The 15,999-nt window shown below is 66.1% G+C and carries 19 protein-coding genes; 10 read left to right on the top strand and 9 right to left on the bottom strand.

The features are described 5' to 3' along the window. Positions 1-11: 11 nt before the first annotated feature. Entirely contained in the window at positions 12-668 is a 657-nt protein-coding gene (locus C491_RS04265; protein WP_049891458.1) for a helix-turn-helix domain-containing protein, read from the bottom strand. A gap of 244 nt (positions 669-912) precedes the next feature. Between C491_RS04265 and C491_RS04260 the strand changes: the two genes are divergently transcribed. After that, the gene (locus C491_RS04260) at positions 913-2,010 is read left to right on the top strand and encodes a CPBP family intramembrane glutamic endopeptidase (RefSeq protein ID WP_005554044.1); all 1,098 of its coding nucleotides are present in this window, start codon (positions 913-915) and stop codon (positions 2,008-2,010) included. On the opposite strand, the gene C491_RS04255 is transcribed toward C491_RS04260, so the two are convergent. Both C491_RS04255 and C491_RS04250 read right to left on the bottom strand, forming a co-directional pair. Then, positions 2,007-2,465, bottom strand: coding sequence for an NOB1 family endonuclease (locus C491_RS04255; RefSeq protein ID WP_005554043.1), 459 nt, complete (start codon positions 2,463-2,465; stop codon positions 2,007-2,009). The genes C491_RS04260 and C491_RS04255 overlap by 4 nt on opposite strands. Positions 2,466-2,469: 4 nt before the next feature. Then, on the bottom strand, positions 2,470-2,715 hold the full coding sequence (locus C491_RS04250; RefSeq protein WP_005554042.1) for a PRC-barrel domain-containing protein: 246 nt from the start codon (positions 2,713-2,715) through the stop codon (positions 2,470-2,472). A 137-nt stretch (positions 2,716-2,852) separates the two neighbouring features. Between C491_RS04250 and infB the strand changes: the two genes are divergently transcribed. Continuing rightward, positions 2,853-4,652, top strand: coding sequence for a translation initiation factor IF-2 (gene infB / locus C491_RS04245; protein ID WP_005554041.1), 1,800 nt, complete (start codon positions 2,853-2,855; stop codon positions 4,650-4,652). Between the two features lie 16 nt (positions 4,653-4,668). On the opposite strand, the gene C491_RS04240 is transcribed toward infB, so the two are convergent. Both C491_RS04240 and C491_RS04235 read right to left on the bottom strand, forming a co-directional pair. Further along, positions 4,669-5,583: a hypothetical protein gene (locus C491_RS04240; protein ID WP_005554039.1), complete on the bottom strand. Its 915-nt coding sequence runs from the start codon at positions 5,581-5,583 to the stop codon at positions 4,669-4,671. Positions 5,584-5,640: 57 nt separating this feature from the next. Beyond that, entirely contained in the window at positions 5,641-6,030 is a 390-nt protein-coding gene (locus C491_RS04235; protein ID WP_005554038.1) for a cyclophilin-like family protein, read from the bottom strand. A gap of 156 nt (positions 6,031-6,186) precedes the next feature. On the opposite strand from C491_RS04235, the gene C491_RS04230 reads away from it, so the two are divergent. The 4 genes from C491_RS04230 to C491_RS04215 all read left to right on the top strand — a co-directional run bounded on the left by C491_RS04230 (position 6,187) and on the right by C491_RS04215 (position 9,569). After that, positions 6,187-6,546 carry a hypothetical protein gene (locus tag C491_RS04230; RefSeq protein ID WP_005554036.1) on the top strand — a complete coding sequence of 120 codons (360 nt, stop codon included), beginning with the start codon at positions 6,187-6,189 and terminating at the stop codon, positions 6,544-6,546. Positions 6,547-6,664: 118 nt separating this feature from the next. Further along, the gene (locus C491_RS04225) at positions 6,665-8,329 is read left to right on the top strand and encodes a CTP synthase (protein WP_049891433.1); all 1,665 of its coding nucleotides are present in this window, start codon (positions 6,665-6,667) and stop codon (positions 8,327-8,329) included. Further along, the gene (gene guaA / locus C491_RS04220) at positions 8,329-9,246 is read left to right on the top strand and encodes a glutamine-hydrolyzing GMP synthase (protein ID WP_005554033.1); all 918 of its coding nucleotides are present in this window, start codon (positions 8,329-8,331) and stop codon (positions 9,244-9,246) included. Before C491_RS04225 ends, guaA begins: the two co-directional genes overlap by 1 nt. Beyond that, positions 9,243-9,569, top strand: coding sequence for a DUF7126 family protein (locus C491_RS04215; protein ID WP_005554031.1), 327 nt, complete (start codon positions 9,243-9,245; stop codon positions 9,567-9,569). The genes guaA and C491_RS04215 overlap by 4 nt, the downstream gene beginning before the upstream one ends. A 376-nt stretch (positions 9,570-9,945) precedes the next feature. Here the strand turns inward: C491_RS04215 and C491_RS04210 are convergent, their stop codons facing one another. Further along, positions 9,946-10,647: a 5-formyltetrahydrofolate cyclo-ligase gene (locus C491_RS04210; RefSeq protein ID WP_005554029.1), complete on the bottom strand. Its 702-nt coding sequence runs from the start codon at positions 10,645-10,647 to the stop codon at positions 9,946-9,948. Further along, on the bottom strand, positions 10,644-11,198 hold the full coding sequence (locus C491_RS04205) for a MogA/MoaB family molybdenum cofactor biosynthesis protein (protein ID WP_005554028.1): 555 nt from the start codon (positions 11,196-11,198) through the stop codon (positions 10,644-10,646). Before C491_RS04205 ends, C491_RS04210 begins: the two co-directional genes overlap by 4 nt. 93 nt (positions 11,199-11,291) lie before the next feature. Between C491_RS04205 and C491_RS04200 the strand changes: the two genes are divergently transcribed. From C491_RS04200 to C491_RS04190, 3 genes are all read left to right on the top strand, one after another. Then, a complete protein-coding gene (locus C491_RS04200) occupies positions 11,292-12,332 on the top strand; it encodes a zinc-binding dehydrogenase (RefSeq protein WP_005554026.1) in 1,041 nt (346 codons plus the stop codon). Between the two features lie 70 nt (positions 12,333-12,402). Beyond that, complete coding sequence (locus C491_RS04195; protein ID WP_005554025.1) at positions 12,403-12,723, top strand: hypothetical protein; 321 nt, start codon at positions 12,403-12,405, stop codon at positions 12,721-12,723. 235 nt (positions 12,724-12,958) lie between these two features. Beyond that, positions 12,959-13,456: a CAP domain-containing protein gene (locus tag C491_RS04190; RefSeq protein ID WP_241431288.1), complete on the top strand. Its 498-nt coding sequence runs from the start codon at positions 12,959-12,961 to the stop codon at positions 13,454-13,456. A 139-nt stretch (positions 13,457-13,595) separates the two neighbouring features. Here C491_RS04190 and C491_RS04185 read toward each other — a convergent pair whose 3' ends face one another. Both C491_RS04185 and C491_RS04180 read right to left on the bottom strand, forming a co-directional pair. Beyond that, positions 13,596-14,162: an NUDIX hydrolase gene (locus tag C491_RS04185; RefSeq protein ID WP_005554023.1), complete on the bottom strand. Its 567-nt coding sequence runs from the start codon at positions 14,160-14,162 to the stop codon at positions 13,596-13,598. A 61-nt stretch (positions 14,163-14,223) separates the two neighbouring features. After that, positions 14,224-15,228, bottom strand: coding sequence for a diacylglycerol/lipid kinase family protein (locus C491_RS04180; protein WP_005554021.1), 1,005 nt, complete (start codon positions 15,226-15,228; stop codon positions 14,224-14,226). 52 nt (positions 15,229-15,280) lie between these two features. On the opposite strand from C491_RS04180, the gene C491_RS04175 reads away from it, so the two are divergent. Further along, complete coding sequence (locus C491_RS04175) at positions 15,281-15,991, top strand: CehA/McbA family metallohydrolase (protein ID WP_005554019.1); 711 nt, start codon at positions 15,281-15,283, stop codon at positions 15,989-15,991. Positions 15,992-15,999 lie beyond the last annotated feature (8 nt).

The following is a 15,999-nucleotide window of genomic DNA, read 5'->3' as shown; positions in this document are numbered from 1 at the left end:
GACAGTCGTTCCTACTCCTCGTCGTCGAATGCGTCTCGCAGGATCGTCCGCTGGCCGCGCCGGAGCAACGCCGAGAGCGCCTGGCTCGAGATCTCGAACTCCTCGGCCAGCTCCTCGGCGGAGACCTTCCGGGGGACGTCGAAGTACCCTCGTTCCAGCGCCCGACGCAGGACGTCGGCCTGGCGGGGCGTGAGGTCGTACCGCTCAGCCGCATCGTCCTCGCTCCGGTAGAGCCGGCGCAGCGAAAACGCCAACTCCCGCTCGTCACAACGCTCCCGGTAGGCCGCCAGCGCCTCACGGCTCGGAAAGTGTGCCCGATAGCGAACCGACTCCGCTTGCAGTCCGATGTCGAGAAACGTGATGCCGAGTTCGAAGGCGTCGGTGTAGGTCATCCCTCGCTCCCCTTCGGGGGTGAGTCGAACGCGAAAGAGACACCGCTCGGAGACCGTCGAGAGCCGTTCGAACTCGTCGACCGATCGATCGTCCGCCAGCGCCTCGAAGAACCGCTCGAGCGCTTCCGTCGCGCCGCTCGCTCGAAAGATGAGGTGGGAGCCGTCGTGACGATCCGACTGCTCGTCTTCGACCTCGATCGTCACCTCGGGCACCCGGCGACGTGCGGTTCGCATGATCGGGTGGTTCGACAGCGAGTACTCGGCGATGAAGCTCATCTCGCTCACCGCACGAGTTCGCTCCCGCCTCGAGACCCGCGAGCATCCCCGGCGGAGGCGGGTCGGCAGGTAACCGCTACCGGTCGTCGACCGACGCGGCGTTTCGGTCGCGGTACGCTCTCACGCTTCATGGGCGTGCGTTCTGTATCCTGGTTGTTAACTCTTCGTTCGATCGGTGCGATCGCGCGGCGGTTCCGATGATCGATTGCGGAGCCCCTATGAGTACGCGATCGAATGCACGGATATGAACGAGACAGCACGCTCCGGCGACGGGAGCGGGACCGACGACTCGCTCGTCCCGTCGCTCGGGGTCGTTCCTGCAGTCGTCGCCATGGTCGCCGTCCTCGCTCCCGTCCGCGACGGGATCGGGGATCCGTTCGTCCAGGTGGCGGGGGCGCTCGCGGTCGTCTCCGTCGTCGCCTTCCTCGCTCGCCGTCACGGCGCACTCGGCGTGGTACCCGGCGCCGCCCTCGCCGCGGGCTCCAGTTTGGGTGTCGTGCTGTTGACCGGGTACGCGCTCAACCAGGGGATCACCGGGTCGACCGCCGTTCCCGGTCTCGACGGAACTGTCTCGCTGCTCTTTCTGGCGTTCGCCTCGGCCGGCGGCTCGATCGGCGTCGCGGCCGCCGACTACCGTGGCGTCTCGGCGCGCGGACTGATCGAGCGGACGTATCGGTTCTCGACGATGACTGTCGTCGGCTTCGCCGGACTGATCGCGATGGCGCTGGTCAGCGTCTTCCTCGCTCCCCTGTTCGGGGCCGACGGTATGCAGGGCCAGCTCCTCCAGTACCTCTCGACGGCGCTCGGGCTCGGCTCCGTCGCGGCGCTCACCATGGCGCTTCGCGGGTACGACCTGTCGTTTCTCGACCTCGAGGTGCCGAACCTGCGAGCAGTAGGCTGGACGGTCGGCGGGCTGATCCTGCTGTTCGGTGCGCTGATCGCGATCTCGGTCGCGATGACCGTCGTCGGCGTCGATACCGCCGACCACGGGACGACCCAGCAGGTCGAACAGAACCCCGAGCTGTTGATGGTGATCGTCCCCGGGATGTTGCTAGTGGTCGGTCCCTTCGAGGAGCTGCTCTACCGAAACGTCATCCAGAAGTCGCTGTACGAGACGTTCTCGCGGTACGGTGCCATCGCCGTCTCGAGCGTCATCTTCGCGGGGGTTCACGTCGTCGCGTACGCGACCGCGGGCCCCGGTCAGATTCTTGCGAGTCTGGTCGTGCTGTTCGGACTCTCGCTCGTGCTCGGGTTCATCTACGAACGGACCGAAAACCTGGTGGTACCGGCGCTGGTCCACGGCGCGTACAACGCGATCCAGATGATTATCCTGGTCGCCTAGTTCGGGTTCTTGCGCGCCAGTCCCGACCCGCAGATCGGGCAGCGCTCTTTCTCCTCGTCGAACTCCCGTCCGCAGCCCTGACACTGGAACCGCCAGCTACGCTGTTCTTCGATCCCGTCCCGGGCGATCACCTCGACGTCGACGTTCAGCTTTTCGGCGACGTTTTGCATCGCGTAGTCGTCGGTGACGAGGGTCGCGTCGAGCTCGAAGCTGGCCGCGACGAGTCTGACGTCGGTGTCCGAGAGGACCTCGAGGTCGCCCGATTCGCTCGCCGCGCGGCTGACCTTCTCGGTCGTGTCCTCGTTGGGGATGTGGATGTGCATCCCCGAGCCCTCCATCGCATCGTAGCGATAGGCGCTCTCGTCTTTGAGTTCCTCGCGGACGAGCGGAATCGTCGCGATCTGTTCGGTCGTGTGATAGTCGTGGATAAAAGCCGAGGAGTCGAGAACGTACATACGGTTAGCGCTGAATGACGATGTAGTCTTTCACGGCCCGGACGCGGTTGATGGGCACGCGGAACCGGCCGTCGTCGTCGGTGTCGAAGTCGATCGTCTGGTTTGGCAGTTCGTCGTTCGGTTCGATAACGAGGTCGTGGAGCGTCCCCGATTTGATCTCGGTCGTGATGTTGTAGAGCATTCCCAGTTCCGTTCCGTCAGACCCCATGACGGACTTCCCCGAGAGGTTCTCGGCGAGCACTTCGCTCATGCTACCCCGTACTTACTAGTTGCTATTAAACTCCACGGGCCGATCGAACACTGAGTTCCACAAATCCGAGGGCCGTGACGATGGGTTTAACTACCGTCCTACGGACGGTTTACCCAAGACCTTCTCGGGTGGTCACCATGTCTGATTCGGATACACACGACCCCACATCTCTGCGAACGCCGATCGTCGCGGTCCTCGGACACGTCGATCACGGCAAGACCAGTCTCCTCGACAAGATCCGCGGCTCCGCGGTCATCGAGGGTGAAGCGGGCGCGATTACCCAACACATCGGGGCGACCGCGGTTCCGCTCGACGTTATCTCCTCGATCGCGGGCGAACTCGTCGACCCAGACGACTTCGACCTGCCCGGCCTGCTGTTCATCGACACGCCGGGCCACCACTCCTTTACGACGCTGCGCTCGCGCGGCGGGGCGCTGGCCGACATCGCGATCCTGGTGGTGGACGTCAACGACGGCTTTCAGCCCCAGACGCTCGAGGCGCTCGACATCCTCCAGCGCTCCCAGACGCCGTTTATCGTCGCCGCGAACAAGATCGACACCGTCCCCGGCTGGAACGCAAACGAGGACTCGCCGATCAACGCGACCTACGAGGCCCAGTCGGACCGCGTCCGTTCGCGCCTCGACGAGAGCCTCTACGAGATCATCGGCAACCTCTCGGACGAGGGGTTCTCCGCGGATCTGTACTGGCGGGTCCAGAACTTCCAGCGCAACGTCGGTGTCGTCCCCGTCTCGGCGATGACCGGCGAAGGGGTGCCCGACCTGCTGGCCGTAATGATGGGCCTCTCCCAGCGCTACATGAAAGAGGAGATGGAGATCGACGTCGCCGGCCCCGGCGTCGGCACCGTCCTCGAGGTCAAAGAGGAGAAGGGGTTCGGAAAGACGATCGATCTCGTCCTCTATGACGGGACGCTCCGGGCGAGCGATACGATCGTCGTCGGCGGGACGAACGAGCCGATCGTCACCGACGTCCGCGCGCTGCTCCAGCCCCGACCGCTCGAGGAGATCCGGACCGAGAGCCGGTTCGAGAAGGTCGACGAGGTGTCGGCCGCGACCGGGATCAAGGTCGCCGCGCCCGATCTGGGCGACGCGATCGCGGGCGCCCCGGTTCGCGTCATCCGCGACCGCGACCGCGCGGACGTCGTCGCGGAGGTCGAGGACGAACTCGCGAGCATCGCCGTCGACACGGAGGAGGCCGGCGTCGTCGTCAAGGCCGACACGCTCGGCAGCCTCGAGGCGATGGCCGACGCCTTAGAGGAGGCAGAGGTGCCGATCGTCCGCGCGGAGGTCGGCGACGTCGCCCCGCGGGACGTGTCGGTCGCCTCGACGGCCGAGGAGGGGAAAGAGCAGGTGATTCTGGGCTTCAACGTCGACGTGCTCGGCGACGCCGAACAGCGCGCCGAGATCGAGGACGTCCGCGTGTTTACCGACGAGGTCATCTACCAGCTGATCGAGGAGTACGAGGAGTTCGTCGAAGACCTCGAGCGCGCCCAGCAGGACACCATCCTCGAGAACATCGTCCGCCCTGCGCGCTTCCGGATCCTGCCCGATCACACCTTCCGGCAGAACGATCCCGCCGTCGTCGGCGTCGAAGTAAACTCCGGGACGGTCCAGAACAACGCGAACGTCGTGAAGTTCGAGGGCAACGAGGCCGAGCGCGTCGGCCAGGTCAAGGGGATCCAGGAGCAGGGCGAGGACGTCGACGAGGCCCGCGCGGGCAACCGCGTCTCGGTCGCCATCGACGGCCCCACCGTCGGCCGCCAGATCGAGGAGGACGACGAGCTCTGGATCGAGATCCCAGAGAAACACGCGAAGATCTTAGAACAGGAGCTCTCGAGCGAGATCCCCGGCGACGAGCTCGAGGCGCTGAACATGTATCTCGACAAGCAGCGCAGCCGGGACCCCTTCTGGGGGAAATAGCGACTCGTTCTACGGCTCAGTTCCTCGTTTCGACGCGTGCGTTCAGCTCCTCGAGAGCCTCGTACACCGACTCGGGGTCGTCGATCGCGTCGCGATCACAGCGGAGGTTCCGGAACCGCCGCTCGAGGACGAGTTCGTCCTCCGTGAGCCGAACGCCGGAAATCTTCTCCCAGGGAATCAGCTTCCTCGAGCGGCCCTGGTCGTGTCGAACGCCGCGTTCGTGTGCGCGCAGTTCGCCCTGCTGGGTCTGTGCATCCACGTCGAGCGAGAATCGGTTGCCGTAGTACTTCTTACCGTTGTCGTCACCCTTGCCGACGGCCCACGTCCAGACGAACATGACGGCGCCGAACGCGATCCAGAACAGCCCGCGTAGGCTTCCGGCGACGATACTCGCGATACCGGCCACGAAGACGAACGCCAGCGACAGTGCGACCAGAACGCTTCCCGCGTGGAGCAGCCCCGCCGGTCGATAGGCCCACGTTGCCGCCGGTTCGTCGGGGGTAACCGCCCGGACGAACCGGTTTCGGCACAGGCTCGCGAGTCCGAAGGCGGTGACGCCGACGACCAGCGCCGGGAGGACCGTTACCACGAGATACCGCGCGTCGGATCCGAGCGGGGTCACGCTCGGCGCGACGGCCGCCGCGGCGAAGGCGACGGCCGGCAGATAGCAGGCCAGTCGCAGGCGACGGCGACGGCCGATCCGCTCGGGAAGGCCGTGAGAGCGCTTCGCGAGGACGTGACCGATAAGCGTGACGGCGGTGACGACGGTCGGAATCGTGCCGAGCAGCGTCGCGGTCGTCACGTCTGCCGCCAGCCCGACGAGAGCGACGAGGCCGCCGGCGACGAGGCCGAGATAGAAGCCGAACGCGGCCTGGAAGCCGAGATCCGGCTGGTCGGCGTTCGCGGCCGGCCGGCGGTGTTCGAGGGACATATGATTCGATACGCGGTCGATCCGCAAAAAGATACGCGTCTGATGTGTTCGCTCGAGTTACGGTTCGTTGGCGCGCTCGAGGCGCAGCTCTGCACCACCAGTCAGATCCGCGAGCGGTGCCGTCTCCTCGAGTCGAGCGACGACGGTGACGGCTGCGGCAGCGCGAGGTTCGTCGTCGACGCTCGCCGGTGTCGGCCCCCAGAACAGACACAGCTTCTCGCCCGCGGGCCAGTAGGCGATCGCCCCCTCGGGGACGACCTCCCGGCCGTCCTCGAGCGGAGCGTCGAGCGACGCCGAGATGTACAGTTCGTCGCCCCAGCGGATCGCGTCGCCGGAGACGGGGAGGGCGTCCTCGAGTGCGGTCCGTGTTTCGGGCGCGCCGTCAACCCAGGTCGCGGTCAGTTCGCGGTCGCCGACCGTGACGCGGAGGTCTGGCTGGAAGTCCATACTCGGGCAGACGCTCGAGGCCCCTTTCGAGCTACCGATCGCCGCAGGATCGACCGTCGCCGACCCGAACCGAGCCGTCGGCGGGACGGTAGCACTGATTAACGGGTTGCTCCTTCCACTCCAACGGTTAACTGCGTGTTTGTGGTGTGTCGGAGTATGCTGGTTCATCTCAAACAGTACAAACACGAGGAGGTTCAGTTCGACGACAACCGGACGACCGGCGAGTCTCAGACCGAGGACACGGTCGACAAGGAGCCCGAGGAGTACTTCGGCGAAGACATCGACGACTTCGATCTCGAGACCTGGGAGACGATCGAGTACGAGGACGACCCGATCCAGCGCCGGGACGTCTCGGTCGGCGGTGTAACGGCCGTCTCGGTTCCGGAGGAGCCGACCGACGACGACGATCCTGACCTGCCCGGACGAACGATCCAGCTTCGGCTGGGCGGGGAGATCGAGTACGTCGACCAGTCCCGGATCGTGGAGGTACAGGACGAGGATCCCGGTGCGTCGTAGCGGATTTGCCGACGACCGAGGAGTCGGCGTCCGAACCTGTCACCGTCGGCACTGACAGCCGTTACCGGGCGCGCCCCGGTCCCGAAATCGTTTTCAACCGTTCGCGCGGACACTCGGTATGCCGACGGAATCGGACACTCATTATGATCCCTCGCTGGGGAACAAGTTCATTTTCGTCACCGGCGGGGTTATGTCGGGGCTCGGCAAGGGGATCACGGCCGCGAGCACCGGCCGCCTCCTGAAAAACGCCGGGTTCGACGTCACCGCGGTGAAGGTCGACCCCTACCTGAACGTCGACGCCGGGACGATGAACCCCTACCAGCACGGCGAGGTGTACGTCCTGGAGGACGGCGGCGAGGTCGACCTCGACCTGGGGAACTACGAGCGCTTCCTCGACGTCGACATGACCTCCGACCACAACGTCACCACCGGGAAGACCTACCAGCACGTCATCGAGAAGGAACGGGCTGGTGACTATCTGGGGAAGACGGTTCAGATCATCCCCCACATCACCGACGACATCAAGCGCCGCATCCGCGAAGCGGCGGCGGGGACCGACGTCTGCATCGTCGAGGTCGGCGGCACCGTCGGCGACATCGAAGGGATGCCCTACCTCGAGGCCTTACGCCAGTTCGCCCACGAGGAAGACGAGGAGGATATCCTCTTCACCCACGTCACCCTCGTTCCGTACTCGAAAAACGGCGAGCAGAAGACCAAACCGACCCAGCACTCGGTCAAGGAGGTTCGCTCGATCGGGCTCCAGCCCGACGTGATCGTCGGGCGTTGTGAGGACCGACTCGAGCCCAAGACGAAGGAGAAGATCGCGCTGTTCTGTGACATCGAGACGGAGGCCGTGTTCTCGAACCCCGACGTCGAGGACGTCTACCACGTTCCGCTGATGGTCGAAGAGGAGGGACTCGACCAGTACGTCCTCGAACACTTCGGACTCGCGAGCGAGGCCTTACCGGAGGGACAGCGAGCCAACGAGTGGCGAAAGATCGTCACGACTGAGAAAGATGGCTCGGTCGACGTCGCGCTGGTCGGCAAGTACGACCTCGAGGACGCCTACATGTCCATCCACGAGTCGCTGAAACACGCCGGCTTCGACCGTGGCGTCGACGTCGACGTCCACTGGGTGGCCGCGGACGAGCTGGCGGACGACCACGACGGCCAGCTCGAGGGGATGGACGGCGTCATCGTTCCCGGCGGCTTCGGTATGCGCGGCTCCGAGGGGAAGATCGAGGCGGTCCGCTACGCCCGCGAGAACGACGTTCCGTTCCTCGGGCTCTGTCTCGGCTTCCAGATGGCCGTCGTCGAGTACGCCCGGCACGTGCTGGGCCTCGAGGACGCCCACTCCGCCGAGATGAACGAGGAGACGCCCCACCCCGTTATCGACATCCTCCCGGAGCAGTACGAGGTCGAGGACATGGGCGGGACGATGCGACTCGGCGAGCACACGACGGTGATCGAGCCCGAGACGCTCGCCTACGAGCTGTACGGCGACACCTCCTGTTCGGAGCGCCACCGCCACCGCTACGAGGTCAACCCCGAGTACTTCGACCGGTTCGACGAGGAGCCGCTCGTGTTCTCGGGCACCGCGGGCAACCGCATGGAGATCCTCGAGCTCGAGGATCACCCCTACTTCCTTGGCACGCAGTTCCACCCCGAGTACACGTCCCGACCAGGACAGCCGAGTCCGCCGTTTCTCGGCCTGGTCGAGGCCACACTCGAGCGTACCACAGACGATACGACGACAGACGGCGAAACCGAGGTAACCCACTGATGGTCGACACACAGACGTTTGTCCCCGAAGCAGTCGAAGAGATCGAGAACGAAGTCGGCGACGCGAACGCGGTCATCGCCCTCTCGGGCGGCGTCGACTCCTCCGTCGCGGCGGCGCTTGCCTACGAGTCGATCGGCGACCAGCTCACCCCAGTCTACGTCGACACCGGACTGATGCGAAAGGGCGAGACCGCCCAGATCCGCGAGACGTTCGACTACATGGAGTCGCTGCGGATCGTCGACGCGAAGGACCGCTTCCTGGAGGCGCTCGAGGGCGTCACCGATCCCGAGGAGAAGCGGGCGGTTATCGGCGAGCAGTTCATCCGCGAGTTCGAGCGCGAGGCCACGGACGCGGACGCGGACTACCTCGTCCAGGGAACGATCTACCCCGACCGCATCGAGAGCGAGGGCGGGATCAAGTCCCACCACAACGTCGGCGGCCTGCCCGACGTCGTCGACTTCGACGGCATCGTCGAACCCGTCCGCGATCTGTACAAGGACGAGGTTCGGGAGGTCGCCCGCCATCTCGGACTCGACGAACTCGTCGCCGAGCGGATGCCGTTCCCCGGCCCCGGGCTCGCCGTCCGAGTTATCGGCGAGGTCACCGAGGAGAAACTCGAGGTCGCCCGCCACGCCTGTCACGTCGTCGAGGAGGAACTCGAGGAGTACGATCCGTGGCAGGCTCTGGCCGCGGTGATCGGCAAGGCGACGGGCGTGAAAGGCGACAACCGGGTCCACGGCTGGGTCGTCTCGGTTCGGTCGGTCGAATCCCGCGACGGGATGACCGCCCGCGCCCAGGAACTCGACTGGGAGACCCTCCAGCGCATCCAGTCCCGAATCACCGGCGAGAACGAGAACGTCGCGCGGGTCGTCTACGACGTCACCCACAAACCGCCCGCGACCATCGAGTACGAATGAGCCTGCGAGCCATCGTCGCCGGCCCCGACGAGGACGGCATCGGTGACGCCCTCGAGGCCGAGAACGTCGACGTCGCTCGAGTCAACGGCGTCCTCTCCCGACCGACCCTCGAGGAGGCGGGCGTCCTCGAGGCGGATCTGTACGTGCTGACCGACGTCGATCAGGCGACGACGATCCCGATCGTCTGCGACCTCAACGACGACATCCGGACGGTTGCCTACGGCGACCGCACGGTCCCGGAGTTCGTTCGGGGCCAGCTCGACCTCGCGCTCGACCCGCAGCTGATGGACGCGACCCTGGTCGCCGAAGAGCTGGTCGGCTGACGGTTTGTTCCGACGGGCGGCCTGGCAACGGGAACTTACTCGTCTGTGGCCGCCGTGAACGTTCTATTGAGCTATTTCGAACGGATAAACTCGAGTTAAGCCTGCGGGAATTCGACGTAAGACAGCTATACCGACTCCCCAGTTCAAGTGGTACCCACTCATAGGAGTCGATGGAGGTCGACGGGCAGACCCCACCAAGTGGCACCGATCTGCCAACCCGTGACTTCCAGCAACCCCACCACAGCACCCTTCCCCCACATTGCCATACCGTTATCCGCTTGATGGGTGACGCGGGTTCCCTGCACCGGCCCGCGTCACCATCGCTGTCTCGGGACACGGGGTCGTGTCCCAGTATGGCTTTCAGCACACTCCCGAGCTACCGCTCACGGAGCCGTTTCAGTACCGGAATCTCCTCGAGACGCTCTTCGGAGAGCAGCTCCCAGTCGATACCGTCTGGCTGCCCGCCACCGTCGGGTCGATGGACGTCGTCGGGCGTCACTATCAGATCCATCGAGACGTCGTGTTCGCCGGTGTCGACCTCGTCGTCGACCAGCTGTCGGTCGTGGACCGTCGTCGCGACGGTCGTCGACTCGTCGACGAGACCGAACTCCCGGAGGACGGCGTACTCGAGGTCGCTGTACCCCTCGCCCTTACCGATTCGATCCCCGTCTGCAGTGACCGCGACGCTCCCGGAGACGATCAAATCGATCTCTTCGACGGCCTCCGGCCCGACCTGTTCGCCGTGTTCGGACGACCCTGAGACCGTCGTCGCCGCGTCGTAGTTCTCGAGGGTGTCGGGGTCGAGCTTCAGGAAACACCGCTCGTCGCGCAGGCGCGGGACGGCCATGTAAACGGTCTTTCCGTTCCGGAGCGCGCGGCGACGGACCGGAAGCTGGGGTGCGTCGGGGTTGGCCTTGATCGCCGTCGCGGCCGCCCACTCGGGCTGGTCGGCGAGTCGGTCGGCGGCGTCGTCGGCGCCCGCGAAGTTGGGAATCCGGCCGTGGGGCGGGAACGGGAATCGGGCGATGCCGCTTTCCTCCAGGTCGTCCCAGATCCGCTCGCGGATCTGTTCTTTCATTCGTCCTTGATCTCCTTCTCGATCTCGGGATCGGCGACCGTCTCTCCCTCGCTCGCGAGGGCGACGAGGTGGGTCGCCTCCGGCAGGACGAGCTTCTCGAGGCCGAGCCGGGCGGCGTCGCGGTTGCCGGGGAGGCAGAACACGGGGACGTCGCCGGAGACGCCCGCGAGCGTCCGCGCCGCGATGACGTGGGAGCCGAAGGCGTCGTAGGCGAGCGTCGAGAACAGGTCGTTGAACGTCGGCAGTTCCTTGTCGAGCAGCGGCCGAACCGCCTGGAGCGTGACGTCGTCGGGTTCGATGCTGGTCGCGCCGCTCGTAAGGACCAGTTCGACGTCGTTGCGGTCGACCATTCGCGAGACGATCGACTGGACCTTGTCGTGGTCGGCGCCGACGTGTTCACGCATCGGGACCTCGAACCCGCGCTCCTCGAGGATCCCCTCGATGGTCTCGCCGGCCGCGTCGGTCGTAAGCGAGCGGTTCGTCGCGATCGTGACGACGCCAACTCCGGGCAGTTCCTCCCCGGGGTCGTCGTCGGGCTCCGTCGTCTCCATACTGCAGTTGTGCGGGCGAGCGGTAAAGGAATCGCGGACCACACCGAGGCCCGGCCCAACTGTTATGCCGGTCGTTTCCGTCGGGAAGCGTGTATGCAAGCGGTCAAAGTCACCGAACACGGCGAGACGGACGTCATCGAGTACGGCGACTACGCCGACCCGGAGGTCGGCCGCGACGAAGTACTGGTCGACGTGAAGGCGGGCGCGCTGAACCACCTCGACGTCTGGGTCCGCCGCGGGCTGCCGACGCTCGACCTCGAGATGCCCCACGTACCGGGCAGCGACGCGGCGGGCGTCGTCGAGGACGTCGGCGAGGACGTCACCCGATTCGCGCCGGGGGATCGTGTCGCAGTCACCGCGGGGGTCCACTGCGGCGACTGCGAGTTCTGTCGCAGCGGCGATCCGACGCTGTGTGTCAACTTTCACCTCATCGGCGAGCACGTCACCGGTGTTCACTCCGAGTACGCCGCCGTTCCCGAGGACAACCTCATCCCGGTCCCGGAGGGCGTCGACTGGGTCACCGCGGGGTCGACCTCGCTCGTGTTTCAGACCGCCTGGCGGCTGCTGATCGACCGCGCCGACATCGAGGCCGGCGAGAAGGTGCTCGTCCTGGGTGCCAGCGGCGGCGTCGGCCACGCCGCGGTCCAGATCGCCGACTATGCGGGCGCGGAGGTGTACGCCACCGGCAGCACGGAAGAGAAACTCGAGCACGCGCGCGAACTCGGCGCCGACCACGTCGTCAACTACGAGCAGCAGAACTTCGCGGAGTGGGTCCGAAGCGAGACCGGCAACCGGGGCGTCGACGTCGTAGTCGACTATATCGGCGCCGGCACCTGGCGGGATTCGATCAAGAGCCTCGCGAAGAACGGCCGACTGGTCACCTGCGGCGGCACGGCGGGCGGAAATCCCGAGACGGACATCCCGCGAATCTTCTGGAACCAGCTCCAGATCATCGGGTCGACGATGGGAACCCCCGGACAGGTCGACGACGTGATGGAACTCGTCTGGGACGGCACCTTCGAGCCCGCGATCCGCGAGGTGCTCCCGATGAGCGAGACCGCCCGCGCCCACGAGATCATCGAGTCCCGAGAGGGCTTCGGGAAGGTCGTCGTCCGCCCGGACAGCGAGCTATAGACCTCGAGCCCCCAATCGCTCGGGCGCCGGAACCGTGACTGCTTTGACCGTCGCCTCGCAACCTCCGAATGTGACCTCGAGCGACGACGGCGGCTACGTCCACGACCCCTCGACGTTCGACGAGGAGGGCCAACCCCGCGAGACGACCGACGACGGTGACGAGACCGCAGACTGGGTCGACGAACCCGTTCATCCGGAGGCGGCCGACCGCGAGTTCGACTGGCGCGGCTGGACGCTCGTGGCCGTCATCGTCTTCGCGTTCATCGTCGCACCGGGAATCATCCTGCTGTGGCCCCCGGCGACCGACTACCTGTTCGCCCTGATCGTCCTCCCGCTCGTCCCCGCCGTCCTGTTGGCGGTGACGGCGGTGTGGGCGACGACCCGGCCCTGATCGTTCGGGCCTCGAGCACCCACACGTTTTCGACCGCAGCGTTTCCTCCCGATAGTCCGCCCGTTCGCTCGAGCCGGACCACCTTTGTCGTCGACACCCTCGCTCCCGTCCCGTTTTCTTCGACACAGTGACAGAATCGAACAGTCGAATTGGCTAGTTGAGGTTAGCCTGACTATAGTAAAGGTTCAGTAGGAAACAGGCAGAAACGATGGCACGCAACTCGCGGCGATCGTTCGTGCGTAACGCAGCAGTGACCGTCCTCGGCGGCTCCGCGCTCGCCGCCGGAACGAACCAGGTGGCAGCGCAGGACGTCGACTTCGAGACAGCCGTCGAGTCGGCGATCCACGACCGCGTCAACGAGATCCGAACGGATCGCGGACTGGACGCCCTCGCTTACCGCGACGACCTCGCGGCGGTCGCGTCGTCCCACAGCCAGGATATGGCCGACCGGAACTATCTCTCGCACACGTCTCCGGAGGGAGAGACGATGAGCGACCGCTACGAGCGGTTCGGAATCGACTGCCGGGGCTGGGCCGAGAACGTCCTGTTCAACTACGCGGCCGACGAGTCGCCGACCGCGGCCGCCCGCCAGAGCGTCGACCAGTGGATGGGAAGCGACGGCCACCGCCAGAACATCCTCTCCCAGTCCTGGACCGCCGAGGGGATCGGTGCCGCAGTCGCCTCGGACGGCCGACTGTACGTGACCCAGAACTTCGGCACGAACTGCCGCTGATCGGCCGACTTTCGTTTTTCGAAGCGTCGGTGGAACGTCCGTCCGACCGTTTTCGGCGACTATCCCGTTCCTAGTCCGAGTTCGGTCGCCGGAACCCGTTTTGTCCGTCCGTAAGCCGTTTCGATGAACGAAACCGTCCTCAATCGGAGCGAACGTCCCGGCGCATCGCGATCTCGAACCACGGACAGAGTCGAAGCTGGCGGTACCACTCGGGGTTTTCGTGAAGACGCTCGTAGGGAACCCACATGAAGCCGCCGACCTCCTCCTCGTCGGGATCGAGCGTTCGATCGGATAGTGTCAGCTTCAGGACGGCACAGACCTCGTGTTCGACGCCCGCGTTCTCGAAGTAGCGCTTGTACTCGAAGCGGTCGGTCACCCGCAGGTCGTCGTACTGATCCGGCGTGACGCCGAGTTCCTCCTCGAGTCGCTGGCGGGTCGCCTCCTCCTGGCTCTGTCCCTGCACGGGGTGGGAGGCGACGGTCCCGTCCCAGTAGGTTCCCCAGAGGCGCTTGCCGGGTGCGCGCTGGGCGAGGAGGACGTTGTCGTCCTCGTCGAAGACGAGCGACGTGAACGCCCGGTGGCGGATTCCGTCACCGGTGTGAGCCTCGAGTCGGTTGACGAGTTCGAGTTCGGTGTCGGTTTCGTCGACGGCGATGACGTCCTGCCGTGCGTTTTTGTGGGGTTCCTCGTCCTGTGGCGTACTCATACCCACACAATTGCAAAGGGTCCTGAAACCAGTATCGTCTCGCTACTTCCGACGCCGGCCCTCAGCCGGACCGACCGCCGGCCGCGTCGGGATCCGGCCGATACCGATCTCCGACCACGACCTCGAGCGCGTTCGCCGCCGTCTCGAGTTCGAGGGTCTCCGTGTCGAGCATCTCGCCGTCGAGGCTGTACTCGATCGGCTCCGACCGCAGGCTCTCGAGGGCGAGCGAGGGGACGCGGTGGCGAACGATGTGTCGCTCGCCGCGTTCGAACAGCCCCGCGAGCGCGGCCTCGCCGACCAGGTCGGCTGTCGGGGCGTCCTCGACGATCGTCACCTCGAACAGGCCGTCCTCCACGTTCGCCTGGGCGCGCCTGGTACCGCCGAATCGCCGGCAGTTCCCGACGAGGACGAGCATCGCCTCGCCCGTCCACGTCTTCCGCGTACTCGCGTCGCCGTCGTCGGCTCCGCCCTCGAGCGTCGCCCGAATCGGCAGGGAGTCGAACGAGGAGACCGTCTCGAGGGCGCGGGAGACGTAGGCGAGGACGCCGAGGCGTCGCTTCTCGTCGGGCGTCGTCGCACCGCTCGCCTCGGCGGTGAGCCCGCCGACACAGGAGTTGACGAACGCCCGGCCGTTCGCGGTGCCCAGGTCGATCCGGCGACGGCGACCCGTGTCGATCGCCTCGAAGGCCTCCTCGATGGTGTCGACTCCGAGGTTCGACGCGAAGTTGTTTCCCGTCCCGGTCGGGACGACCGCGAGGGTCGTTCGCTCGAGGGCCTCGGCCTCGGCGAGACCGTTGACGACCTTGTTGATCGTTCCGTCGCCGCCCGAGGCGACGACGAGGTCGACACCGTTGGCCCCGGCCTCTCGGGCGAAGCGAACGCCGTCGCCTTCGCTCGAGGTGATTCGAACCGAGAACCCGCGCTCGCGTGCGAGCGTTCGCACTCGCTCGAGGTGATCCTCCGTACCGCTTACCGGGTTGCAGATAACGACGTGGTCGGCGTCGGTTCCGTTCTCCGGTTCGACGTCTCCGCTCGGCTGCCCGACTCGATCGACGTCTCGCTCCATACCGTCGGTACGAGTCAGAAGAACAAAACGGCCAGTTCACGTTCGGCTAGATATGTTCGCCGTCGACCTGCACGCACACACGCGATTCTTCCACGGTCACCGGGCGCTGGGCGACCGGTTCGACCCGTACGGGTTTCGGCTGCTCGCGCGCGCGCTCGACGCCCGTGGGCTCGACGGCGTCGCGACGACGAACCACGATTACTACACGCCGTTTTCGTCGTCGCGGGTGGCGACGATTCCCGGGATCGAGGTCTCGACGACGCACGGACACGTCCTCGTGATCGGCCCGGATCCACCGACCGAGACGGTCCCGGGCGAGTACACGCCCGCGGAGGTCGTCGAGCTGGCCCACGATCGGGGCTGTGCGGCGATCGTCGCCCACCCCTACCGTGACAGCACGATCCGGGAGCTCGAGGAGCTGCCGTTCGACGCGATCGAAATCAACGGCAAGCACCCCCGAACGGAGCAACTGGTCCAGCGGCTGGCCGAGCGCCACGACCTGCCCCTGGTCGGCGGCAGCGACGCTCACTATCCCTTCGAAGCGGGACGGGCGTACACGCGGATCGACGCCGCCGAACTCACGCCCGAGGCGGTCGTCGAGGCGATTCGGGACGGCCGGGTCGAGCCTCGAGTCGCGGCCGGACGATTCGATCGCGGGCTGCGTCGGCTCTACCGAGAGATCCACAGCCGGAAACATCCTGATGGGCTGCTCGCGGAGCCATCGCCGGGGCTCGGAGAGCCGCCGGACGCGACCGACTCGTAGCCGGCTCT

It is taken from the genome of Natronococcus amylolyticus DSM 10524, from assembly GCF_000337675.1.
GTDB lineage: Archaea > Halobacteriota > Halobacteria > Halobacteriales > Natrialbaceae > Natronococcus > Natronococcus amylolyticus.
The sequence above is the reverse complement of the archived record's forward strand: the minus strand, read 5'-3'. Positions and strand labels throughout refer to the sequence as shown.